At 34.9% G+C, this 23,362-nt stretch carries 24 protein-coding genes; 17 read left to right on the top strand and 7 right to left on the bottom strand.

What is annotated here, in order from left to right; translation table 11 throughout:
• The first annotated feature begins 114 nt into the window (after positions 1 to 114).
• A complete protein-coding gene (locus BLQ19_RS01540) occupies positions 115 to 696 on the top strand; it encodes a hypothetical protein (RefSeq protein ID WP_074537179.1) in 582 nt (193 codons plus the stop codon).
• Between the two features lie 34 nt (positions 697 to 730).
• Here BLQ19_RS01540 and BLQ19_RS01535 read toward each other — a convergent pair whose 3' ends face one another.
• A complete protein-coding gene (locus BLQ19_RS01535) occupies positions 731 to 1,042 on the bottom strand; it encodes a hypothetical protein (protein WP_025615999.1) in 312 nt (103 codons plus the stop codon).
• A gap of 183 nt (positions 1,043 to 1,225) precedes the next feature.
• Between BLQ19_RS01535 and BLQ19_RS01530 the strand changes: the two genes are divergently transcribed.
• The gene (locus BLQ19_RS01530) at positions 1,226 to 2,383 is read left to right on the top strand and encodes a homogentisate 1,2-dioxygenase (RefSeq protein ID WP_074537178.1); all 1,158 of its coding nucleotides are present in this window, start codon (positions 1,226 to 1,228) and stop codon (positions 2,381 to 2,383) included.
• Between the two features lie 4 nt (positions 2,384 to 2,387).
• Here BLQ19_RS01530 and hutG read toward each other — a convergent pair whose 3' ends face one another.
• From hutG to hutH, 4 genes are read right to left on the bottom strand one after another with little or no spacing between them, the layout of a single operon-like run.
• Entirely contained in the window at positions 2,388 to 3,341 is a 954-nt protein-coding gene (hutG, locus tag BLQ19_RS01525) for a formimidoylglutamase (RefSeq protein ID WP_074537177.1), read from the bottom strand.
• Positions 3,342 to 3,346: 5 nt separating this feature from the next.
• Positions 3,347 to 5,347 (bottom strand): urocanate hydratase, encoded by a 2,001-nt coding sequence (gene hutU, locus BLQ19_RS01520; protein WP_074537176.1) that lies wholly within the window; start codon positions 5,345 to 5,347, stop codon positions 3,347 to 3,349.
• A 1-nt stretch (position 5,348) separates the two neighbouring features.
• Positions 5,349 to 6,608: an imidazolonepropionase gene (hutI, locus tag BLQ19_RS01515; protein ID WP_074537175.1), complete on the bottom strand. Its 1,260-nt coding sequence runs from the start codon at positions 6,606 to 6,608 to the stop codon at positions 5,349 to 5,351.
• 41 nt (positions 6,609 to 6,649) lie between these two features.
• Positions 6,650 to 8,227: a histidine ammonia-lyase gene (gene hutH, locus BLQ19_RS01510; RefSeq protein WP_074537174.1), complete on the bottom strand. Its 1,578-nt coding sequence runs from the start codon at positions 8,225 to 8,227 to the stop codon at positions 6,650 to 6,652.
• Positions 8,228 to 8,312: 85 nt separating this feature from the next.
• On the opposite strand from hutH, the gene BLQ19_RS01505 reads away from it, so the two are divergent.
• Both BLQ19_RS01505 and BLQ19_RS01500 read left to right on the top strand, forming a co-directional pair.
• Entirely contained in the window at positions 8,313 to 9,209 is an 897-nt protein-coding gene (locus BLQ19_RS01505; RefSeq protein ID WP_074537173.1) for a LysR family transcriptional regulator, read from the top strand.
• Between the two features lie 41 nt (positions 9,210 to 9,250).
• Positions 9,251 to 9,802, top strand: coding sequence for a nitroreductase family protein (locus tag BLQ19_RS01500; RefSeq protein ID WP_074537172.1), 552 nt, complete (start codon positions 9,251 to 9,253; stop codon positions 9,800 to 9,802).
• 2 nt (positions 9,803 to 9,804) lie between these two features.
• On the opposite strand, the gene BLQ19_RS01495 is transcribed toward BLQ19_RS01500, so the two are convergent.
• Positions 9,805 to 10,320 carry a DUF456 domain-containing protein gene (locus tag BLQ19_RS01495; RefSeq protein ID WP_024481941.1) on the bottom strand — a complete coding sequence of 172 codons (516 nt, stop codon included), beginning with the start codon at positions 10,318 to 10,320 and terminating at the stop codon, positions 9,805 to 9,807.
• 213 nt (positions 10,321 to 10,533) lie between these two features.
• Between BLQ19_RS01495 and BLQ19_RS01490 the strand changes: the two genes are divergently transcribed.
• The 13 genes from BLQ19_RS01490 (at position 10,534) to BLQ19_RS01430 (ending at position 22,141) form a co-directional block, all read left to right on the top strand.
• Complete coding sequence (locus BLQ19_RS01490) at positions 10,534 to 10,896, top strand: BlaI/MecI/CopY family transcriptional regulator (protein ID WP_024481940.1); 363 nt, start codon at positions 10,534 to 10,536, stop codon at positions 10,894 to 10,896.
• Positions 10,893 to 12,404, top strand: coding sequence for a M56 family metallopeptidase (locus BLQ19_RS01485; protein WP_074537171.1), 1,512 nt, complete (start codon positions 10,893 to 10,895; stop codon positions 12,402 to 12,404). The genes BLQ19_RS01490 and BLQ19_RS01485 overlap by 4 nt, the downstream gene beginning before the upstream one ends.
• Positions 12,405 to 12,567: 163 nt before the next feature.
• The gene (locus BLQ19_RS01480) at positions 12,568 to 13,044 is read left to right on the top strand and encodes a hypothetical protein (RefSeq protein WP_025615990.1); all 477 of its coding nucleotides are present in this window, start codon (positions 12,568 to 12,570) and stop codon (positions 13,042 to 13,044) included.
• A gap of 8 nt (positions 13,045 to 13,052) precedes the next feature.
• A complete protein-coding gene (gene ruvC, locus BLQ19_RS01475) occupies positions 13,053 to 13,607 on the top strand; it encodes a crossover junction endodeoxyribonuclease RuvC (protein ID WP_024481937.1) in 555 nt (184 codons plus the stop codon).
• A gap of 97 nt (positions 13,608 to 13,704) precedes the next feature.
• Positions 13,705 to 14,841 (top strand): radical SAM family heme chaperone HemW, encoded by a 1,137-nt coding sequence (hemW, locus tag BLQ19_RS01470; protein WP_074537170.1) that lies wholly within the window; start codon positions 13,705 to 13,707, stop codon positions 14,839 to 14,841.
• 12 nt (positions 14,842 to 14,853) lie between these two features.
• Positions 14,854 to 15,606, top strand: coding sequence for a cyclase family protein (locus BLQ19_RS01465; RefSeq protein ID WP_074537169.1), 753 nt, complete (start codon positions 14,854 to 14,856; stop codon positions 15,604 to 15,606).
• The gene (locus tag BLQ19_RS01460) at positions 15,603 to 15,953 is read left to right on the top strand and encodes a DUF4260 domain-containing protein (protein WP_074537168.1); all 351 of its coding nucleotides are present in this window, start codon (positions 15,603 to 15,605) and stop codon (positions 15,951 to 15,953) included. Before BLQ19_RS01465 ends, BLQ19_RS01460 begins: the two co-directional genes overlap by 4 nt.
• On the top strand, positions 15,954 to 16,604 hold the full coding sequence (locus BLQ19_RS01455; protein WP_024481933.1) for a DUF4230 domain-containing protein: 651 nt from the start codon (positions 15,954 to 15,956) through the stop codon (positions 16,602 to 16,604).
• Positions 16,601 to 17,008, top strand: a complete 408-nt coding sequence (locus BLQ19_RS01450) for a Dabb family protein (protein WP_029450111.1) — start codon at positions 16,601 to 16,603, stop codon at positions 17,006 to 17,008. The genes BLQ19_RS01455 and BLQ19_RS01450 overlap by 4 nt, the downstream gene beginning before the upstream one ends.
• A 159-nt stretch (positions 17,009 to 17,167) precedes the next feature.
• On the top strand, positions 17,168 to 18,619 hold the full coding sequence (locus BLQ19_RS01445) for an ATP-binding protein (RefSeq protein ID WP_074537167.1): 1,452 nt from the start codon (positions 17,168 to 17,170) through the stop codon (positions 18,617 to 18,619).
• A gap of 110 nt (positions 18,620 to 18,729) precedes the next feature.
• Positions 18,730 to 19,089, top strand: a complete 360-nt coding sequence (locus BLQ19_RS01440) for an MmcQ/YjbR family DNA-binding protein (protein ID WP_074537166.1) — start codon at positions 18,730 to 18,732, stop codon at positions 19,087 to 19,089.
• A 265-nt stretch (positions 19,090 to 19,354) separates the two neighbouring features.
• Positions 19,355 to 21,127: a MutS-related protein gene (locus BLQ19_RS01435; protein WP_074537165.1), complete on the top strand. Its 1,773-nt coding sequence runs from the start codon at positions 19,355 to 19,357 to the stop codon at positions 21,125 to 21,127.
• Between the two features lie 12 nt (positions 21,128 to 21,139).
• Positions 21,140 to 22,141 (top strand): metal-dependent hydrolase, encoded by a 1,002-nt coding sequence (locus BLQ19_RS01430; protein ID WP_074537164.1) that lies wholly within the window; start codon positions 21,140 to 21,142, stop codon positions 22,139 to 22,141.
• A 33-nt stretch (positions 22,142 to 22,174) separates the two neighbouring features.
• On the opposite strand, the gene BLQ19_RS01425 is transcribed toward BLQ19_RS01430, so the two are convergent.
• Positions 22,175 to 23,275 carry a DUF4407 domain-containing protein gene (locus BLQ19_RS01425; protein WP_074537163.1) on the bottom strand — a complete coding sequence of 367 codons (1,101 nt, stop codon included), beginning with the start codon at positions 23,273 to 23,275 and terminating at the stop codon, positions 22,175 to 22,177.
• Between the last annotated feature and the right edge of the window lie 87 nt (positions 23,276 to 23,362).

Raw genomic sequence — 23,362 nt, 5'->3', positions numbered from 1 at the left:
TTACAATGCAGCGAGTTGAATTCTCCATATTTTAGTCTTGAGATATTGTGGAAATAGTCTGCAAGATTATTTTTTTAAAATAACTTTAAATTATCGAGACAACACTGAGTGGCCATGGAGAAACTAATAATATCACTAATAATTGTAGTTGTATTTGTAATCTATAAACTTTTTTCGAAGACTGAAAAGAGAAATGCAGCACGTAAACTCACCCATTTTTTGAAGAATCAAGAATCATTTACTATTGATTTTGATCAGGTCAATGTGGAGGGGTTTATGTTTCGAGAAAATGTTGAGGTAGATTTGTATGATAAGGAGTTAAGTTCTTACAACGATGAACTCTATTTAAGTATAGAACCTTTTGATTTCAAAGGAAAATATTATAAGAATAAAGACGTGTCTAAGTTTTCATCTCAATTAACGACAACTTTCAACTATCGCGACAGTGATTATAAGTATATAATAACGGGCCTTCCTATTAATGAAATTACCTTTAGGATGAGAATATATCAGCAAAAACACCTAACAATTTATGTTTTTAAGGATAACGGAGCTCAAGTGAAATCTCCAAAACAGTCGAATGATAAGTCCCCCGATTTTAATCTTATGATGGGAAATTATTTTTTTGTTGATTTACGTTTTTTAAACGAGAAAGGAATAGGTGTTGTTAAACTCGGAATGTGCAAAACCAACTAACACCTATCCTCACGTATGTATTAGACTTTTAACCTTATTTGCCAGATCTATCAAAAGTATCACCCTTAGACTCTTCAAGGTTCTCTTTATCATCTCCTCCTTGCCCAAAAAGACTGTTTTCCTCATCTTTTAAGCCTAGATTAGGGGTTAAATTTACTTCATGTCTTCCTGGGACATCTAGGTCTTCACCAGAAAAATCAATGCGGTCTTTTCGGTCTTGTAATAGCGAATCATCTCCCGTATCCATGCTTAGACCTTTTTTTCCTAACGCTTGTAAATCATCTTCAGTTACGTTAGAATTGTATTTTTTTGTTGCTACGACGTCTTTATTTCTGCTCTTTTCCATGATTATTGTTTTTAATTTGATGTAGCAAGTTCTATTTTCTTCTCTGGATGCATTGACGCAGTTCATTTAATTATTGCTTCGTAAGCCAATAAAGTAGATTACTGTTATGAAATGAAGGAAAATAGCCTTCTTTTGTTTTAAAAATGTCGTAATTTTATAGAGATAAATAAAAGATATTCTAAGATGCCGCTGTATCATAAACAAGGGAAAATACCTCAAAAGAGACATACTATTTTTAAAAAACCTGATGGAACTTTGCATTATGAGCAATTGTTTGGCACCATTGGTTTTGACGGAATGTCTTCTTTAATGTATCATTTACACAGACCTACTCAAATAAAAGAAGTGGGAGCGTCTATTGATATTTCTCCGAAAGCAGCAGTAGAGCACAATATTAAGTCGCGCTTATTAAAAGGCTTTCAAGTGCAACCTGTAGATGATTATTTAGAGAGTAGAGTTACGGTGCTATTTAATAACGATGTACATGTGGGGTTGGCAGCACCTAAAAAATCGATGACGACGTATTTTTACAAGAATACAGATGCAGATGAATTATTGTTTATTCATAAAGGTACGGGCACACTAAAGACTATGCTTGGTGAAATTCCGTTTGAATATGGCGATTATTTGGTCATACCTCGTGGGATGATCTATCAAATACATTTTGATACTGAGGAGAATCGACTTTTGGTGACAGAAAGTTACCACCCTATTTATACGCCCAAAAGATACCGTAACTATTTCGGTCAGCATTTAGAACATTCTCCTTTTTGCGAGCGTGATTTTAAACTGCCGGAAAATCTACAATCATTTGACGAAAAAGGCGAATTTTTAATGAAAGTGAAAAAGCAAGGGCAATTACACCATTTGACCTATGCAACGCATCCTTTTGATGTGGTAGGTTGGGATGGTTACAATTTTCCTTACGGATTTTCTATCCATAATTTTGAACCCATAACAGGGAGAGTACATCAGCCGCCACCAGTACATCAAACTTTTGAAACCAGCGCTTTTGTGGTGTGTTCTTTTGTGCCTAGAATGTATGATTATCATCCACAATCAATACCAGCACCCTACAACCATTCTAATATAGATTCTGATGAAGTATTGTATTATGTAGATGGTGATTTTATGAGTCGTAAAAGTATAGATCAAGGCTATATTTCATTGCATCCTGCAGGCATACCTCACGGTCCGCACCCGGGAACCTACGAGGCTAGCATCGGAAAAATTAAGACCGAAGAATTAGCGGTTATGATTGATACCTTTAAACCACTGAAGTTAACACAAGCGGCTTTAGATATTGATGATGGCAAGTACTATAAATCATGGATGGAATAGGTTGTTATTTGTGATGCATCACATAGTGCACTAGTGAAGCGGCTAATTTAGCCGTTTGTCCATCGCTATCATAGGTAGGGTTCATTTCTGCAATATCTAGGCTAATTAGTTTTTTACTATCCATAATTACTCTGAGGCTTTCCAATACAATATTGGGGGCAAAACCCATGGGCGAAGGTGCACTGACTCCTGGAGCATAGGCAGATGAAAATCCGTCTAAATCTAGGGTAGTATAGACATGATCTACATCTTCGATAAATTGCATTAAGATGAGTTGCACGTGCTCTAGATAGTGCATGTTAAAATGTGCCGTTTCTAGATATTTTACGTTTAAAGAATCGGCTGTTTCAAATAATGTTTTATCATTTGCATCTCTGCGAACGCCTAAACACATATAATTGAAAACGGCACCTTCTTTTTGGCATTCTTGTGCAATCTGATAAAACGGAGTGCCAGAAGTATTCCCAGGAGTATTCAATCTTAAATCAAAATGTGCATCAAAATTTATAATCCCAATTTTTTTATTTCCTAAGTGTTTTTTTATGCCTTGGTAATGCCCGAAAGCAATATCATGTCCGCCACCCAATACAATAGGGAACGTATTCAAGGATAGTAATTGCGCTATGGTTTGAGATAAATCTTCTTGGGCTTGCTCCATTTTACCCTCTGGGCATAGAATTGTACCGCAATCTATAAATTGAAAATCATCCTCTAAATGGTTTGGAAATTTTCCTAAGGATTGCCGGATAGTGTCTGGGCCATTTACGGCGCCAATTCTACCTTGATTTCTTTTTACACCTTCATCACACGCATAGCCTAATAAGACAATTGTTTTTTGATTTTCCGCTATTTCAATTTCATCAATAGTACCACAGTGTACTTTTTCGTGCAGGTAAAGTTTTTGTTCAGAGGTTCTACCAGACCATAATTCGGGGGGTGTTTTTTTGTATGCCAGCATATGTATTAATATAAATTCTTAAGTAGGTTGTCATCTACTAAGTTAGGCAATGTGACTCTTAATTCAGGATTTCTATCCATTTCTCGTTGAATGGCAAACAAGGCTTCATTATTTCTAGCCCAACCTCTTCTGGCAATGCCGTTGGTAACATCATAGAAAATCATGCTTTTTAAACGTTTAGCAGCTTCCTTAGAACCATCTATGACCATTCCAAATCCTCCATTGATAACTTCGCCCCAGCCAACACCACCGCCATTATGAATAGAAACCCAAGTGGCACCTCTAAAACTATCGCCAATAACGTTTTGTATGGCCATATCTGCTGTGAATTTGCTGCCGTCATAAATATTACTGGTTTCTCTAAAGGGGGAATCTGTACCACTCACATCATGATGGTCTCTTCCTAAAACAATGGGGGCAGAAATTTCTCCAGATGAAATAGCGGTATTAAAAGCATCCGCTATTTTTGATCTCCCCTCCGCATCTGCGTATAAAATTCTAGCTTGGGATCCTACTACAAGATTATTGTTGTTAGCCTCTTTGATCCAAGTAATATTGTCTTGTAATTGTTGTTGAATTTCTGCAGGAGCTGTGTTCTTTATGTCTTCTAAAACCTGCTGAGCGATGGCATCTGTTTTTTGTAGATCGGTTGGATTGCCAGAAGTACACACCCATCTAAAAGGTCCAAAACCATAATCAAAACACATGGGTCCTAAAATATCTTGCACATAAGAAGGATACCTAAAATCGATTCCGTTTTTGGCCATAACTGCGGCACCCGCTCTAGAAGCTTCCAGTAGAAAAGCATTGCCGTAATCAAAAAAATAAGTTCCTTTTGCGGTGTGTTTATTAATAGCATCAATTTGTCTTCGCAATGATTTTTGAACCTTTTCTTTAAAAAGCTTAGGATTAACGACCATGAGTTCATTGGTCTCTTCAAAAGAATTAGCTACTGGATAATACCCGCCTGCCCACGGGTTATGCAATGAGGTTTGATCAGATCCAAGATGAATAAATATGTTTTCGTCATAAAATCGTTCCCAAACAGCAACAATATTACCTATAAACGCAATGGAAACCACTTCTTTTTCTTCTTGTGCTTGTTTAGTTCTAGTCACCAAATCATCTAAATTGGTTATCAGAACATCTACCCAGCCTTGTTCATGTCTCTTTTTTGCAGCAGAAGCATTTACTTCTGCGCAGATGGTAATGCAGCCAGCAATGGTTCCTGCTTTTGGTTGTGCGCCACTCATGCCGCCTAATCCTGCCGTTAAAAATATTTTCCCAGCCGGATTTTCATCAGCCTTCAGCACTTTTCTAAAAGCATTCATGACGGTAATGGTGGTACCGTGAACAATACCTTGTGGTCCAATATACATATAAGAGCCTGCAGTCATTTGACCATATTGTGTAACGCCTAAGGCATTGTATTTTTCCCAATCGTCTGGTTTGGAATAATTAGGAATCATCATACCATTGGTGGCTACAACTCTTGGTGCTTCTGTAGAAGATGGGAAAAGCCCCATCGGGTGGCCAGAATACATATGAAGGGTTTGTTCATTGTTCATGGTAGCCAAATACTGCATGGTTAAAATGTATTGTGCCCAGTTTTGAAAAACAGCGCCATTGCCACCGTAGGTAATTAGTTCTTCAGGATGTTGCGCTACGGCAGGATCTAGATTGTTTTGAATCATTAACATGATTCCTGCAGCTTGTGTTGAGGTATGGGGATATTCATCAATGGGCCTCGCGTACATGGTATATTCGGGCTTAAACCGATGCATGTAGATTCTTCCGTATGTAGACAATTCAAAGGCAAATTCTTGGGCCAATTCTCGATGCCAAGCTTTTGGAAAATAACGTAAAGCATTTTTTATGGCTAATAGCTTTTCTTCAGAAGAAAGAATATCTTTTCTTTTTGGAGCGTGACTAAGGGCCGAATTATATTCTTTTTTAGAAGGTAATTCATTCGGAAGGCCTTGAAGAATTTGTTCTTTAAATGTCATCTTAATGTGTTTTATGTTTATCGAATATTAAGGCACCATTTTTAAAAACCATACAAGGTTTAAAAGAACCTTGGTTGTATAAAATTTCGTTGTAATCATTGGTATGAAACAGTATAAAATCTGCTAGTAACCCCTCTTTTAATTGCCCGCGGTCTGTTAGGTTTAAGGCAGCTGCGGCACGATAAGTGATTCCTGCTAATACTTCGGCATTACTCAGTTTTTCAAACGTTTGAAGAATTGCAGCTTGGGTTAGCAAATCGCCCATAGGAGCAGAACCGGGATTGTGATCGCTAGCAATGGCTACGGAACAACCTGCGTCCAATAATTTTCGGGCAGGTGTAAAAGCACAGCCTAAACCTATAGAAGCACCGGGAAGGGCGGTGGCAATTACATTGCTTTTTGAAAGTAGTTCTATTTCTTTATCGGTAGAAGCTTCCAAATGATCGGCACTAAGGGCTCCAAATTCTACTGCAACGGCACTACCATCTGTAGAGAATTGATCAGCATGTACGGTAATGTCAAAATCCATCTCTTTAGCTTTTTTAAAGTAAGGCCTGATCTCTTCTTTAGAAAAAGCACTTTCTTCTATAAAAGCATCTATTCTATGGCTTAAATTTTCTTCTTTTAAAATGGGGAAAAGGGTGCTGCTTATTTCTTCTAAATATGCTGTATTTGTCCCCAAGAAATCTTTTGGTTTCATATGTGCCGCCAAGCAAGTAGGTACAAGATCTAGTGGAGTTTGTGCATTCGTAGTTTTAATAGCACGGAGCATTTTTAATTCTTCGGAAACAGATAAGCCATAGCCACTTTTTACTTCTAGCGTGGTAACCCCATTTTTCAAATGTTGTTTGCTTCTTTTAATGGTTTTTTTAATCAATTCTTCGGTAGATGCCTTACGCGTTTGTGTTACAGTGTCCCATATCCCACCGCCTGCTTTAGCAATTTCTAAATAGGTCTTGCCTGCATTACGCATGGCATAATCTTTAGCTCTAGAACCACCAAAACAAATATGTGTATGGGCATCTATAAAACCTGGTAAGCACACATGATCTCCTTGCAGAGTTGTAATCTCTGTTGTTGCATTATCTGCGTCTACTGCCATATTTTTAAACAATCCTATGGTTTTTATTTTTCCGTCTTCTATCAGCATTCCTGCATCATCAATGATGACAAGCTGCGCATCAGACAAAGCACCTTTTAAGGGCAAGCCTGTCATGGTAATTAATTGTTTAAAGGGACCTATAAGTTTCAATTTTTTCATGGATAGTATTTTATTAAATTTCAGGGCAATGAAAGGCTGTTTTAATATACTTCAAATTCATGCGTGAATTTCGTTTTTAGAGAGATCCCTTCTTTTTCGCTGATGTGATCAATAACGTGAATAATGGTTTGGTCTTTAATCATTTGAATTCCTTTTTCTATATCATCAGAAAAAACACGATCCTTATCTGCAAAAGCTACTTTTTCACGAATAGCGGTATGTATTGCCTCTAAAAAGATCCCTGATTTCATCGGTTTTCTAAATTCAAAAGCTTGTGCTGCAGTCAATAATTCTATAGCCAATATTTTTTCTACATTGTCAAGAACTTGCAATGCTTTTCTACCGCCAATAGATCCCATGCTTACATGATCTTCTTGTCCTAATGACGTAGGGATACTATCTGCACTAGAAGGAAAACATAAACCTTTATTCTCACTGGCTAAAGCTGCAGTGGTATACTGTAAAATCATATAACCAGAATTGATGCCGGTTTCTTTCATTAACAGTTTAGGTATACCAGGACTATTGCCTTCTAAGGCCAAATAAATTCTTCGATCAGAAATATTTCCTAGTTCCGAAGCTGCTAAACATGCATAGTCTAAGGCCATAGCTAAAGGTTGACCGTGAAAATTACCTCCGCTAATGGTCAATTCTTCATCTATAATTATAGGGTTATCCGTCACAGAATTTAATTCAACTTCTACCAATTCTTTTAAATGCAACCAAGCATTTCTTGAAGCGCCATGTACCTGAGGCATACAACGTAAAGAGTAGGGGTCTTGAACCCGATCACAATCAATATGATCCTCCATAATCTCAGAGCCTTTTAACAATCGTTTGATACGTTTTGCTACGTGAATGTTTCCTTTATAGGGGCGTAAGGCATGTAATTCATTAAAGAATGGTTTTACAGAACCTTGCAAACCTTCAATCATCATGGCGCCAATAATATCTGCTTGAGAAAGGCAACTGTGTAACTTCTCTACGACCTTTACGGCATGTGCAGCAATAAACTGTGTTCCATTAATCAGCGCTAAACCTTCTTTTGGTCCAAGATCTATAGCTGCTAGACCTGTTTGCTTAAAGAGTTCACAGGTTTCAATTTCAATCCCCTTGTAGTTTACTTTCCCTAAACCAATTAAGGGTAAGAATAAATGAGATAAAGGTGCTAAATCTCCCGAGGCACCAACAGAACCTTGTGATGGCACAATAGGAATGGCATCATGGTCTATATGCCAAAGGATCCGATCTAACGTAGTTTCTGAAATACCAGAATACCCTTTGGCTAAAGACTGTGCTTTTAAAATTAACATCAACTTTGCAATATCTGTAGCAATGGGGTTGCCAACTCCTACACTATGACTTTTCAAAATATTGGATTGCAAAACTTTGGTTTCTTCTTTTGAGATTTTGGTAGTGCAAAGCGGTCCAAACCCTGTATTTATACCATATACAGCTTTACCTTTTGCTACAATATTGGCTACGATTTGAGCACTTGCATTTATTTTTTCTCTTGTACTCTTGGAGAGTTCGATAGGGGTTTCTCCTTTTGCAATAGAAAGTGTGATGCTTGCAGTAAGCCAGTCTTCCCCAAGTTTAAAAGTCTTTTTAGATGCCATAGTTTTAAATCAGAAATTGAATCTTATAAAATTATTGATTAAGTTTGATAATTACCAATATTATATATATCACTATTCAATAACTATGGGTTATCAATTAGAGTTGCGTCATTTTCATTATTTCTTGGCAGTAGCCGATGAATTACATTATAGAAAAGCTGCAGAAAAGCTGTGTATTTCTCAACCTGGATTAAGCAGGCAAATTAAACAGATGGAAGAAATTTTAGCAACTCCCTTGTTTGTTCGGAATAAGAAAAAAGTAACGCTGACTCCAGCCGGGGAATACCTTAAAGCAGAAGTAGAGTTTATTGTAAACCATCTAGAAGTTACTAAAAAGCAATTAAAATTGATATCGGATGGCGACTATGGGGAGATTAGGATTGGATTTCTAGGGTCGGCCATGCAAACCGTAGTTCCTGATTTGTTGATTAAGTTACGCGACAGTTTCCCGCAGATAAAGACCACTCTAGAAGAACTTTCAAATACGGCTCAAGTAAATGCCATTTTAAAGGATACTTTAGATATTGGTTTTGTAAGATTGGCGAGAGTGCCAGATAGCTTAGGTATTGAAACAGTTATGCAAGACACTTTTTCTCTCGTGCTTCCTAAAGAGCATCCTATTAATTCGGATAATTTTAAAAAGATGAATCAGTTTGCTGATGAAGAATTTATACTGTTTTCACAGGATTATAGTGCCTTGTATTTTGATACCGTCATGAGTATTTGTGAAGATGCCGGTTTTACCCCTAGCGTTTCTCACAAATCAGTGCATGCACAAACTATTTTTAAATTGGTGGAGAATAAGTTGGGTATTGCCATTGTGCCTACATCATTGCAATATGGTTTTGATATGGGGGTAAAATTTATCGAATTAAAAAAAATAAAGCAACGTGCTGAGCTGTCTGTTATTTGGAAAAAAGATAACCGCAATCCCACCCTTAAACATTGTTTAAATTTAGTGTTCAGGGAGTCTTTGAAGTAATGAATAAGAATTAACTTTGTTAGAATTAAAAAATTGACGCTATGATATTTGATGTGATACGAAAGAGAAGATCGGTTTTTCCGGCTCAATATAATGATACACCTATTGCTAAGGAAGATATTTTAAAAGTGTTAGAAGCAGCTAATTGGGCACCTAGCCACCGAAAAACAGAACCTTGGCGATTTAAGGTAATGCAAGGAGAAACACTAGAAAAATTAGGCCTGTTCCTTTCTTTAAAATATTTAGAGACAGATCCGAGTCCGAAAGAATTTAAAGCCAAGAAAATTATAGAAAATCCTAAAAAAGCTTCTGCTATAATAGCCATTTGTATGCAACGCGACCCTATGAAAAGTGTTCCAGAATGGGAAGAGGTAGCTGCAGTAGCTATGGCTGTTCAAAACATGTGGTTGGCGTGTACGGAATTAGGCATTGGTGCCTATTGGAGTTCTCCAGCCTTAGTAAAGCATATGGGAGATTTTTTTGAAATGAACCATGAAGAAGCATGTTTAGGCTTTTTCTATATGGGGAATTATGATCAAGAAATACCAGATTCTGCTAGGGGTCCTATCGAAGATAAAACTGTTTGGTTGTAGTACTATTTAAAGTAAGGAAAAAGTGCTTCTTTGTATTCCCAAGCCTTAGCGATAAAGAGTCCTAAAAATACAATAGACACCATAAATTTTAAAAAGGTTCCTGTAATAAATCCTAAAAAAGATCCAAAAGCCGCTTTAAGAGCGGTTTTTTTGTCGGCTTTATTTAATATTTCTCCCAGAAAAGCACCCACAAAAGGCCAAATTATAATCCCGAATACACCCAATACAGGAAAAAGTAATGCGACAAGAAGTCCCAAAGTGGTACCAATCATCCCCGCTTTACTACCGCCAAATTTCTTTGTTCCCATGGCAGGAATAATATAATCTAAAGCAAAAACAAATAGTGCAATAGCCAGAGTGATGCCTAAAAACCACCAGTCTTGCGGAATAACGCTTGTTAAAAATAGGAGTAGAAGTCCTAACCAACTTATAGGTGGGCCAGGTAGCACAGGTAAAAAGCTTCCGATGATACCTGCAAGCATAAAAATGAAACCAAAGAGTAGTAACGCAATATCCATTTAAGGGTGTTTGTTTAGTGAGACGAAAATTACGATGCTTTGTTACATCAATATCATTTTTTTTAAGTTTTTCAACTAATTTATTAGTTTGAACTAATTATTTAGTTATATTTGAACTAATAAGTTAGTTGAAAGCTATTTTTAGTTCGATAGTTGGATACTAATTTAAGTGTTTAACCAGTGTCAATAGACACTGAAATAAGTTCAAGATACATGAAACAATTGACAAAGGCAGAAGAAGAGGTAATGCAGGTATTGTGGCAACTAGAAAAGTGCAATGTTGCGGCTATTATTGAAGAGTTGCCAGAACCAAAACCTGCTTACAATACAGTATCTACTATTGTACGTATCCTAGAGAGTAAAGGTTTTGTAAATCATGAACAAGAGGGGAAAGGCTATTTGTATTTTCCTTTACTAAAGAAAGCAGACTACAGCAATCAATCTATCAACAAGCTCGTAGATGGTTATTTTCAAGGTTCTTTTAAAAGTATGGTGTCGTTTTTCATGAAAAAAAATGATATGAATTTATCCGAACTAGAATCGATATTAAAAGAAATTAAAAAGGAGGAAAAATGATACAGTATATTTTAGAAAGCATCGCTTTTCAGCTTTTGTTTTTAATCGTTTATGATCTTTTTCTAAAAAAGGAAACCTTTTTTCAATGGAACAGAGTATACCTTATTGGTACATATATCTTGTCGCTAGTTTTGCCTTGGGTGAAAATTGAAGCGTTAAAAACGAAAGTGTCAGAAACTACTTTTAGCTATCCAGAGTTTTTATGGAATAGAAATGATCTTGAGGTCTCTGGGGTTTCAGGAACTAATGATTTAGTAAGTTGGTTTACAATTGTATTAATAGCCGGGATGGTCATCGCAACATTCATCTTTGTATTTAAATTATATCAGATAAAACAATTAAAGGATAAGGGCACCATTCAATATTTAAATGATTTTACACAAATCGTGATCAGAAACAGTGAAATTGCATTTTCTTTCTTTAAATCTGTTTTTCTTGGAGATAAAGTATTAGATAAGGATTATGAAAGCATTGTAGCGCATGAGCTGGTTCATATTCGTCAAGGGCATTCATATGACTTGGTCTTTTTTGAACTGCTTCGCATTATCAATTGGTTCAATCCTTTAGTGTATGTATACCAAAATAGAATATCAGAATTACATGAGTTTATAGCGGATGCTCAGGTCTCTAAAACCCACAAAAAAGAACAATACCAACTGTTGTTGTCTCAAGTTTTTCAAACAGAAAATATTTCATTTATCAATCCATTTTTTAAATCATCATTAATCAAAAAACGAATCGTTATGTTACAAAAATCAAAATCAAAGCGTGTATTTCAGTTAAAGTATGTAGTGCTAGTCCCTTTAATTTTAGGAATGCTATTTTATTCTTCATGTGAAAATGAATTAAAAACGAATGAATTGGAACAGGGGGCAACGTTAAAAACATCTTCTAATGAACAACAAATCTTGGAAGTATCAGATTATGAAAAATTCATATTAGAAGTATCAGATTTAGACAATTTAACCGAAAAAGAAAGTATTCAAAAAGCTGAGTTTTTTTCTAAAGTAGAAGCTTATAAAGAAGAAGGTAATTTTGTTATAAGTGATGGAAAAGGTAATTCAATAAAAATTAAAACAAATACGGAAGGTATTGAGTCTGTAAATGTTATCAAAGGAGATTCTGCGATCTCTAAAGAAGAGATAGATTATGATAACGCTACAGATGTGCCATTTATGGTTGTAAATGAAGCCCCAGTTTTTCCTGGTTGTGAAGATGTTGAAAACCAAAGAGCTTGTTTTAAAGAAAAATTATTTCAGCATATTAATAAGAATTTCAAATATCCTCAAGAAGCTCAGGATAAAGGAATTCAAGGTAAAGTAAACCTTATGTTTATAATTGATGAAACTGGGAATATTGCAGGTTTAAGAATGCGTGGTCCTGATAAAATCTTAGAAGAGGAGGCTGAACGAATCATTTCATTATTGCCAAAAATGACACCTGGTAAGCAAGACGGGAAAGTAGTTCGGGTACCGTTTTCTATTCCTATTACCTTTAAGTTGCAGTAAAATTAGCACCTAAATTAGAAGACAACATGAAGGCCAAAGTAATTTCTTTGGCTTTTTTGTTGTTCAAAAAAGAGGTAATGATGAGCACTAAAAAAGGAAATCCGCTTTACAGTCAATTAAATAACTCAAAATATCGTAATTTTCCACAAACTTTATAGCGCACATGCGTATAGTATCAATTTTATGTATATTTTTTCTAGTTGTTTCTTGTGATCTCTTCACATCAAAAGAAGAGAAAACACAGCAATTGGTAACACGCGAGTTGCAAGAAATTAACTTCAATGAAGTAGATCAATTTCCTCTTTTTGAAAATTGTGATGAGACAGATTCGAAAGAAGAAAATATAGAATGTTTCCAAGAAACCTTGCTTAGACATTTTTCTACTTCATTAGAGGGTTTTGAGTTTGTACTCAAAGAAGAAGTATTAGATACGCTGTATGTAGATTTTTTAATGGACAAAATGGGCGCAGTTTCTGTTTTAGATATTGAACATAATGCGATAGTAGAAGAACAAATACCAGAGTTTGATGCGGTAATTACTCGTTGTTTACTTACATTGCCACAAGCATCACCGGCACTAAAAAGAGGAATTCCAATACGTGCAAAATTTAGAATTCCGATTGTACTTAATACCAAATAAATTTACTCTTGGCTAACGAAAAAATTATTTTAGGGATAGATCCCGGTACTACTATTATGGGTTTTGGACTCATTAAAGTGATGAATAAAAAAATGGAGTTTTTACAGATGAATGAGTTGCTATTGCAAAAATACACCGATCCTTATGTAAAACTTAAACTTATTTTTGAGCGCACCATTGAGTTGATTGATACCTATCATCCTGATGAAATTGCCATAGAAGCCCCTTTCTTTGGTAAGAATGTGCAATCTATGTTAAAACTAGGGAGAGCCCAAGGTGTAGCGATGGCTGCGGGTTTGTCTCGAGATATTCCCATTACAGAATACCTTCCTAAAAAAATTAAAATGGCCATTACAGGAAATGGTAATGCTAGTAAGGAGCAAGTTGCTAAAATGTTGCAGAGCATGTTGGGCCTGAAGACACTTCCTAAAAACTTAGATAGTACTGATGGTTTGGCCGCTGCCGTTTGCCATTTTTATAATGAAGGCCGTATAGAAGTTGGCAAAAGTTATACCGGTTGGGATGCGTTTGTTAAACAAAATGAAAAAAGAGTAAAAAAATAAATAGTCATAATCTTCTCTTTAAAAAGAAGCTTATTTCTCAATTTTGAAGCCCAAAAAAATTCAACGCTAACTGTTAATAATTACGCAACACGAACACATGTCTGGTATCTATATTCATATTCCTTTTTGCAAGCAAGCCTGCCACTATTGCGATTTTCACTTTTCCACAAGTATGGGGAAGAAAGAGGCAATGATCACGGCTATAAAAAAAGAGCTAGTACTTAGGAAAGATGAATTTAACAATGATGCTGTAGCTACAATCTATTTTGGAGGAGGTACTCCATCTGTATTAACCACAGAGGAAATACAAGAGATTATTGCGACAGTTTATACGCATTATGCTGTAATAGAACGCCCTGAGGTAACTTTAGAGGCTAATCCAGATGATCTTACAGAAGATAAAATAATAGCACTTTCTAAAAGTCCTATTAATCGTTTGAGTATCGGGATTCAATCTTTTTTTGAGGAAGATTTAAAAATGATGAACCGTGCTCATAATGCACAAGAAGCCAAAAAATCTTTAGCGCTTGCAACGCAGCATTTTTCCAATATCTCTATTGATCTTATTTACGGAGTGCCAGAAATGAGTAACCAGCGATGGGAAGAGAATATTACAACCGCTTTGTCTTTTGGTATACCTCATATTTCTAGTTACGCACTCACCGTAGAGCCAAAAACAGCTTTGGCAAATTTTATAAAAAAAGGGCTTATTAAACCACTAGATGATGAAATTGCTTCAATCCATTTTAATAGTCTTCTACAAAAAATGGAAGAAAATGGTTTTGATGCTTATGAAACATCAAACTTTGGGAAACCTGGGTTTTATTCGGAAAATAATACGGCCTATTGGTTGGGTAAAAAATATATTGGTGTAGGGCCATCGGCACACTCCTATGACGGTATTCGTAGAGGATGGAATATCAATAATAATGCAAAATATATAAATGCGTTGGCAATAGATCAACTTCCTATGGAGGTTGAGGTGCTTTCTAAAACAGACCGTTATAATGAATATATTATGACAGGTTTGCGCACCATCTGGGGAGTTTCTTTAACTAGAATTCAATCAGAATTTGGTATTGAATACTATAGGTATCTCTTGAAACAGGCAGAAAAACATATAGAACAAGGGGTATTGGTGGTTGAAAATGATACTTTAGTGACGACAAAAAAAGGAAAATTTTTAGCAGATGGAATTGCGTCTGACCTTTTTATGATTAACTTGTCAGAGTAAATACTACCATTTTTGAAAGCGACCATAAGCCATAAAAAAAAATCGTATTCTATAGATTTTTCAAAACCTTTAGATATTTCAATTCCACTTCGTGGAGAATCTAGCAATGTAAATGCATGGTATACAGAGCCGCCAAAAATTACACCGCATACGGCAGGAGATTTTGTGGGGAAAGTAACAGAAGGTGCATCGACCAATTTTAATGATATTTGGTTTAATCCGCATGCACATGGAACGCATACAGAATGTGTAGGGCATATTACAGCAGAGTTTCATTCTGTAAATCAGAATTTAAAAGCTTTCTTCTTTTTAGCATCGGTAGTCACAATTGCTCCAGAAAAACAAAATGAAGACTTTGTCATCTCTAAAAAACAGTTGCAATACGCCTTAAAAGGTTTCAAAGGAGATGCTCTGGTAATTAGAACATTACCTAATTTAAAAGAAAAATTAAACAGACAATATTCTAATTCTAATCCTCCATATTTGCTAGAAGAAGCAGTGAACTATCTTGTGGAATTAGGTGTTAATCATTTGTTAGTAGATTTGCCATCGATAGATAAAGAAAAAGACGGAGGGGCGCTATTAGGGCACAATGCTTTTTGGAATACGAGTGGTCTTGTGCGCAAGCATGCAACGATAACAGAATTTGTTTTTGTGGCTAATACGATTAAAGACGGCTTGTACTTTTTAAATCTTCAAGTGGCACCTTTTGAGAATGATGCAAGTCCTAGTAGACCCGTGCTGTTTAAAATAGAGGAGTATTGAAGAACACAATAAAAGTTGAAGAAATAGCCATGCTGGTATTAGGTATTTACCTTTTTAGCCTTCTTAATTATCAATGGTGGCGGTTTTTATTATTAACATTAACCCCAGACTTTGGCATGATAGGTTATTTGTTTGGTAACAAAATAGGAGCAATATCCTATAATGTTTTTCATCATAAAGGAATAGCCGTTGCCATCTATTTACTAGGTGTTTACCTTGCCATACCTTTGTGGCAATTAGCGGGAGTAATATTGTTTTCTCACGCGGCCATGGATCGTGTTTTTGGTTATGGTTTAAAATATGAAAAGGGATTTAAATACACTCATTTGGGTGAAATTGGAAAATAAATGGATAATATTTTTGACACTATATTAGGGCTAATTTTAGGAGCTATTGCAACGTATTGGTTGTTTAGTTTATTCCGAAAAAAGAAGAGTAAAGAGCTCACGGAAGTCCAATCGCATGTGTTATTAGAAAAAATTAAAAGTGTTTGTAAGCTGATTACCGTGGAAGGCGATTTTGCAGAAATTTATAGGTATGAGAACACGAAAGAACGTTTTTTAAGTCTTGTTTCTAGTAAGAAGAAAGCTTTAATCGTAATTAATGCAAAAGCTCAAATAGGGTACGATTTAAAGAAATTAATACTGAACGCAGATACGGAACGAAAAACGATATTACTTAAAAGTTTTCCAGAGCCAGAGATACTATCAATAGAACCAGAATTAGATTTCTATGACATTAAAAATGGAATGTTTAATTCATTTACACCAGACGATCTTACCGTTTTAAATCAAGAAGTAAAACAGCATATCCGGGATAAAATTCCAGAAAGTGGTTTGATGGATACTGCGCGTAGTGAGGCATTAGAAGCAATACTATTAATAGAATCTATTGTAGAAACTATTGGTTGGAAATTAGATTACACCGCATTAAAAATTGATGCGAAAGAACAATTATCAGAACGAAAAAGTAAATTAACTAGATTTTTAGAGTCATGAAATTAAAACACACTTTTGCACTTAGTATATTTTTAGTATTTTCATTTTTTACCCACGCACAAACAGCAACTACAATGGACACATTTGATTCTAATTTTGCACACACCGTTTTCTTTTGGTTAAATAATCCAGACAGTCAAGAAGACTGTAAGGCTTTTGAAACCTCTTTACGTAAGTTTTTAGACCATTCTGAGTATGCTAAGACAAAGTTCATAGGAAAACCTCCAAGAGCTAGTAGAGAGGTGGTAGACGGTTCTTTTACATATTCTTTAATTGTAACTTTTGAGTCTGCAGAAGCTCAAGAGGCCTACCAAAAAGAAGCACCTCATTTAGTATTTATAGAAGAATCTAGTGCGCTTTGGAAGAAAGTGATTGTCTATGATTCTAAAGATGCAAGTTTATAGAAATAAATATCTAGTGAGACTAGGCTTTTAGGATATATTATAAATGTTGCCAGTAATTTAAACCTTATAATCTTATTTGATAGATTCATTGTATATTTATTAGTTGGGATTGTAAATAACTGATAATCAGATTGTTTTTATTTGATTCTTATTTGATAAATGACAGAAATTGAACTAAAATCGCTTGTTAAAGAACTAGTAAGTTATTCTCAAGAAACTGAATGGCTTGAATTTAAACTGAACTTTCATTCCACCGAAGAAATAGGCGAAAGAATATCAGCTTTAGCGAATGGAGCCTGCCTAAGTAAAAAGCAATGTGGATTTCTTATTTTTGGAGTCGAGGACAGGACACATAATATTAAAGGGACTTCTTTTAAAGTTAAATCTGCTACTAAAGGAAAAGAAGAATTAGAGAACTGGTTAATTCAAAGACTAGACCCTAAAATTGATTTTAAAACTTATGAATTTGAATATTCAAAAGGTATAAATATCAGCATGTATGTAATTCCTGCAGCAGCAAATAGGCCTGTCAAATTTATAAATCAAGCATATATTAGAATAGGTAGTTACACAAGATTACTCAAAGAGTTTCCTGAAAAAGAAGCCAAAATTTGGAATCGAAAAGATAATATCAAATTTGAACTTCAATTAGCTAAAGTTAATATTGATGCTGATTCTGTTGTTTCTCTTTTAGATACTCAAGCTTATTTTGATTTATTAAAACTACCTTATCCTTCAAATAGACAAGGTGTTATTGATAAGTTTATTTCAGAAAATTTAATTATTCAAAAAACGCCTAATTTTTCCATTACAAATTTAGGTGCAATACTATTTGCTAAAAATCTAGAAGATTTTCCCGATTTAAAAAGAAAAGCAATTAGAGTTATTGTTTATAAACATAATAATAAAATTGAAACTATTAGAGAGCAAATAGGAGGGAAAGGCTATGTTTCGGGATACCAAGGATTAATAGACTGGGTAAATAGTCAATTACCAGCTAATGAAGAAATAGGAAAAGCATTTAGAGATGATAAAAGAATGTACCCAGAAATTGCAGTCCGTGAATTATTGGCAAATGCTATAATTCATCAAGATTTCGAAGAAAAAGGCTTTCCAATGGTTGAAATATTTTCTGATAGAATTGAAATTACTAATCCAGGAATACCTCTTATCACACCTGAACGCTTTATTGACGAATATCAGTCTAGAAATGACGTGCTTGCAGATTTAATGAGGAGGTTAGGTATTTGTGAAGAAAAAGGAAGCGGAATTGATAAAGTAATTTTTTATAATGAAATGTATCAATTACCAGCACCGGATATTTTAATTCAAGAAAAACATACTAAAGTTATAATGTACTCATACAAGACTTTAAATCAAATGGATAAAAAAGACAAAATAAGAGCTTGTTATCAACACTGTTGTTTAAAATATGTATCTAATGATAAAATGACTAATCAGTCTTTAAGAGATAGGTTTATGATAGAAAGCAAGAACGCAGCAATTGCATCAAGAATAATTAAAGAAGCCTTAAAAGCAAACGTTATAAAAGAAGATGATCCCGAAAGTAACTCAAGGAAGTATAAAAAATACATACCTTTTTGGGCATAATTCTTATTTGATGGTTATTTGATAGTTGTGGAATAGAAATTTCGAACTAGCTGATAAACAGTCGTATTTTATTTGACGACATAATTAATCATAATCAAAGCGCTATACAAATGAATATAGAAGTATTTAGATCCTATTGTATGGCTAAAAAGGGAGTTACAGAAGAATTCCCTTTTGACGAGGATACTTTGGTCTTTAAAGTGATGGGTAAAATGTTTGCCTTATCATCTTTAAGGCGATTACCTGCACAAGCTAATTTAAAATGTGACCCAGATAGGGCACTTGAATTACGGGAAGAATATGATGGGACAATTATTCCTGGATATCATATGAGTAAAATACATTGGAACACCTTGCTTCTAGAGCGTGTTCCGCCAAAACTTACAACAGAACTTATAGATCATTCCTACGATCTGGTCGTTGCTAAGTTTACTAAAAAGCTAAAACAAGCGTTGGATTCCTTAGAATAAAGCTATCCAAGAAAAACGTTTATCTACAGATATTTGCTGTTCGTCTACACTTCATAAGATATTGGTCGGTTTTTCAAAATTTTAGGAGTAGTGCTTCAATACCTTTACATCAGTTATGAAGCAAAACACTAAACATATATAAGATATCCCAAATCTTACTTGTAGCTAGTTCCCCCCGAGCACTATAGGTGATTAGACCAGCGAAAGCTGGTCTTTTTTATTTTTGAATATAACCTATCTTTGTGTTTCATTTTACAATTCTTCAATGCAAGCTTTAAAGTCATTCTATTCTGATAAAATAACAGGTTTAAACAAACAATTATCAGGTATTAAGTCGCAATTGTTGCGGTCAAGTATCTTACGGTTAGTAGTGTTTATACTCATGATTGTAGGGATTACATTATTTTATGATACTCCCAAGACAGTTATAGCAATTATATTAATCGCTATTGTTTTATTTTTAATTCTGGTTTCTAGACATACTAATTTGCAATATAAACGTGATAAAATTTTAGCACTATTGCATATTAATGAAACAGAAATTAAACTATTGGATCGAGATTTTCATGAGCAACCAGATGGGAGCGAGTTTAAAGACCCGTTGCATTATTTTAGTCAGGATATAGATTTATTTGGTAAAGGTTCTTTTTACCAATATTTAAATAGAACCGTATTGCCTCAAGGTAGTGAGAGTTTAGCCTCTTTATTTGTAGCAAATGAAATTACGGGAATCAATGAAAAGCAGGAAGCAATCAAAGAGCTTTCTCAATTACCAGATTGGCGTCAAGAATTTACGGCAGTAGCATCATTAGTAAAAACGGAAACAGCTTACCAAGCCATTATCGATTGGATTAAAGAATACAAACGTTTTTTGCCAAAGTCTATAAAAATGCTACCCTTAATTTTTGGGGGTATTTCGGCTTTAGTAGTAATTGGGTATTTTGTAATCCCGTTATCATTTTTTATTCTATTAGCCGTTTTTGTAGTGGGTCTCATTATTTCTGGATTCTATGTAAAGGCTGTAAATAAATTATCAAATGATACTGGGAGGATTCAAACAACATTCCATCAATATCAAAAATTAATTCTTGAAATAGAGAAGATAGAATTTAAGACGAAGCTCTTAAAGGAAAAACGCGCTACCATTTTAAGTGAATCTGAAAAAACATCAGCTATACTGAAAGAGTTTTCTAAAATTTTAGATGCTTTAGATCAACGTAATAATATGTTATTCGGAATTTTCGCCAATGGTTTTATGCTTTGGGATGTGTATCAATCTTACAAAATTGAAGATTGGGTTTCTAAACATGGTGAAAAGATAGAAGGCTGGTTTGATACCATTGCTTTCTTTGATGCTTATAATAGCCTGGCAAATTTTGCATACAACCATCCAACGTATACCTTCCCAATACTCAGTACTACAGATGTAGTGTTAGAGTCAGTAGGGGCAGGACATCCACTTTTAAATCCTGAAAAAAGTGTATTAAATGATATCCATATTGCTAGAGAGCAATTCTTTATCATTACGGGAGCTAATATGGCCGGTAAGAGTACTTTTTTGAGAACAGTATCACTACAAATAGTCATGGCTAACGTTGGTTTGCCTTTATGCGCAAAATCGGTTACCTATTCTCCTATTAAGTTAATTACGAGCATGCGTACTACAGATTCTTTAACAGATGACGAGTCTTATTTCTTTTCAGAATTAAAGAGGCTTAGGTTTATCGTAGATGAGATAAAAACAGATCGCTATTTTATTGTACTAGATGAAATATTAAAGGGTACCAATAGTACCGATAAGGCTATAGGATCTCGAAAATTTGTGGAAAAGCTTATTGGAGGAAAAGCTACGGGTATTATCGCTACGCATGATTTAAGTTTATGTGAGGCTGCTAATGATTTACCACAAGTGAAGAATCATTATTTTGATGCCGAAATCATAGCCGATGAATTACACTTTGATTATAAATTTAAAGACGGAATTTGCCAGAATATGAATGCTTCTTTTTTATTAAAGAAAATGCAAATTGTAGATTAACTGTAAGTTTATATGGATTCATTAACGCAAATAGTATTAGGTGCTGCGGTAGGAGAAGCTGTTTTAGGAAAGAAAGTAGGTAATAAAGCCATGCTTTTTGGAGCAATTGCAGGTACTATTCCAGACTTAGATGTATTCACACGTTTTTTTACAGATACGATTTCTGCTATAGAATGGCACCGTGGGTTTAGCCATTCTATCTTTTTCTCAGTACTATTTGCACCCGTATTCGGTTGGTTAGTATTTAAACTATTGCCTAAGAAAGAAGCAAGCTGGAAAGAATGGTCTTGGTTAATGTTTTGGGGGCTATTTACGCATCCTATTTTAGATTCTTTCACAACATGGGGCACACAACTTTTCTGGCCGTTTAATACCCGTTTAGCGTTTCAGAATATATTTGTTATAGATCCTTTGTATACCCTCCCTTTTTTAGTATTGTTGGTATTGGCTATGTTTCAAAAAAGAACTTCTGTAAAGCGTAGGAAATACAACAACTGGGGATTAATCATTAGCTCCGCCTATTTGTTGCTATCGCTGGTGTTAAAAGCAGTGACTTATCAGAAATTTACAACAGCTCTAGAAAATCAAGGTATATCTTATATTGAAATTGATACAAGGCCTAGTCCGTTTAATACGATACTTTGGACTGCAAATGTGGATACAAAAGAAGCCTATTTGATTGCCAATTACTCGTTTTTTGATACAAAACCCATCTTTTTTGAAACTTATCCAAAACATCATGAGCTATTAGGAGATTTAAAGAATAATGATAAAGTAAATCGTTTAGAGCGTATTGCAGAAGGATGGTATATTATAACAGAGGATAATGGACAATTGTTTTTCAATGACCTCAGATTTGGTTTAATGAGCATGGATCCTAAAGAACAAGATTTTGCGTTCAAATATCAACTCACAAATAAAGAGGGGGATTTGGAAATAAAAGAAATCCCCAAAAATGTGGGGGATGCTAAAAAGTTATTGCAGGAGCTTTGGAACCGAATTTTAGGGAACTAATTTAGGTGTGGTCATACCGAAAACCATACACTACTAAAGGTTTTTCATTTGAAGCTTGTGAAATGAATCTGCCTGTAGTTTAAGTAATTCTTCTACTTTTTGTTTTTTGTAATCGTAGATGGCTTGTTCCTCCGCAAGGTCTGCATAAATTTTATTATTTAATGATTCATCGGTAGCCACAAGTAAATCGCGTTGCTTCACTTTTTGAGTCACCCAAGATTTAACGACACTTTCCTCTTCTTCCAATTTATAATCATAAGTACCTTTAGGCGATAGCAGTTTCGCAATGATAGGCGAAGTTTCTATAGCAAGAAAAAGTAAAAAAATAAAGAATGATGGTAGCCACGGTAGTTTGTTTAACGCGGTAATTCTGGCCATTAGGCCATCGAAACCGTCAATAATGGGCTGAGAATTTGTTACGGAAGTGGTATATTCTGTTTGGAGAGCGGCAATCTGAGATTCTATATCAGTAATTTTAACAGCATTAGTCTCCTTTAGTTCTCTGAGTTCTTTTAGTGCTGCATCATGCTTATCTCTTTTTTCGGCGTATACTGGGCCTTTTCCTAAAAGCTTTGTTCCTGCCGTCCCTTCCGCTTCAGAAATGTAAGTGTCATACAAGGCATTAGTTTCTGTTTCTTGAATTGTAATTTCTGTTTTTAAGGCTTCAATGTCTGTATGTAAGGCATCAATACTAGGATTGTACTGTAGCGCAATTTGATCTTTATTGGCTAGTGTCAATTCGTTCTTTTGTTCTAAAAGGACTTGATTAATTTCCTTCTCAAAAATTTTCATTTCTAGCGGTTTAGAAATTACAATAGCTATAATGACGGCCAAAATAATGCGCGGTGTTGCTTGCAAGAGCTCACTACTAAACTTATCCCTTTTTTTAATAGTAGAAACTATAAAGCGATCTAAGTTAAAGATTAGTAATCCCCACACGAGTCCGAAGAAAGTAGCTATATAGACATTGTCAAATACAGTATATAAAGCATAACTACTAGCAATAAATGCCATTACGGCGGTAAAAAATACCGTAGCTCCTATTCCTGCATATTTATTTCGTTCTCCCTGAGAACATTCGGCCAGTATTTCAGAATCGGCTCCTGAGCACAGGATAAAAAAACGTTGTAACATAATTAATTTGATTTTTGATTGATGAGTAACTAATGTACAAATTCTATTTGAAAAATTATGTTAAACTAGTGCTATGGTACTACAGGC

The sequence above is a fragment of the Cellulophaga baltica genome, assembly GCF_900102165.1.
GTDB classification, from domain to species: domain Bacteria; phylum Bacteroidota; class Bacteroidia; order Flavobacteriales; family Flavobacteriaceae; genus Cellulophaga; species Cellulophaga baltica.
The sequence above is the reverse complement of the archived record's forward strand: the minus strand, read 5'-3'. Positions and strand labels throughout refer to the sequence as shown.